The organism is Gallicola sp. Sow4_E12, from assembly GCF_052116305.1.
Lineage (GTDB): Bacteria > Bacillota > Clostridia > Tissierellales > Peptoniphilaceae > JBQKLI01.
This window is the reverse complement of the sequence record NZ_JBQKLI010000054.1, coordinates 1-808: the sequence shown is the minus strand read 5'-3', so window position 1 is coordinate 808 and position 808 is coordinate 1. Positions and strand designations below refer to the sequence as shown.

The 808-nt window shown below is 38.5% G+C and carries 1 protein-coding gene; it reads left to right on the top strand.

Annotation, left to right across the window (positions count from 1 at the left end; translation table 11 throughout):
- Positions 1-125: 125 nt before the first annotated feature.
- On the top strand, positions 126-808 hold a 683-nt coding region (locus tag ACTQ46_RS11120; RefSeq protein WP_441749892.1), incomplete at its 3' end, for a helix-turn-helix domain-containing protein.

The window sequence follows — 808 nt, the reverse complement described above, 5'->3', positions numbered from 1 at the left end:
TGTCAGAACATAGGTAAGCCTTTAATACCACAACATAGGTAAGTGTTTGTGTCAGAACATAGGTAAGTACTTTGTTAAAATGTAGTCACGGAGGTGATTACAGGACATGAAAGGAGACTTCTGTTGTGGAAGAAAGAATTAAATTTATCATTGCTATGAAAGAAAACAAAATTCCCTTTAAACAATTATGCAAAGAGTTCAATATCTCTGAAAAAACAGGATATAAGTGGAAAAACCGATTTGAAGGAACAGGTGATTTCTCGAGTTTACAAGATCAAAGCAAGGCCCCTAAATCCAATGCGAATCAACTCGATGAGGATACCATTATCTCCATTTTGTCCCTAAAAGAAAAGCATCCTTTCTGGGGAGCTAAGAAATTTCAGGCGATTCTTCAAACCACTAAAACTCTTGATAAGGCGCCGTCTGTAAGCAGTATAAACCGTATTTTAAAAAAAGCGGGTAAAATAAAAAAACGAAGAATTCGTAAAATCAGCACCGACTCGGCTTCTGTCTTACGCAGGCATATTCCAGCTGAATTGCCAAATGATGTATGGGCTATCGATTTTAAAGGGTGGTGGTTTTCTGAAGGCGAGAAATGTGAACCTTTTACTGTTCGTGACCTGGCTAGTAAAAAAGTTTTGGCAGCGACTCTTGTAAAAAAGAAAGATACTCTAACCGTCAAATTAATCCTTACTGAATTGTTTATACTATACGGGCTGCCTAAGGTTATCCGCTCCGATAATGGAACGCTCTTTTGCTCTACCTCAAGCCTTTTAGGGCTTACTCAACTGTCAGCATGGTGGATGAG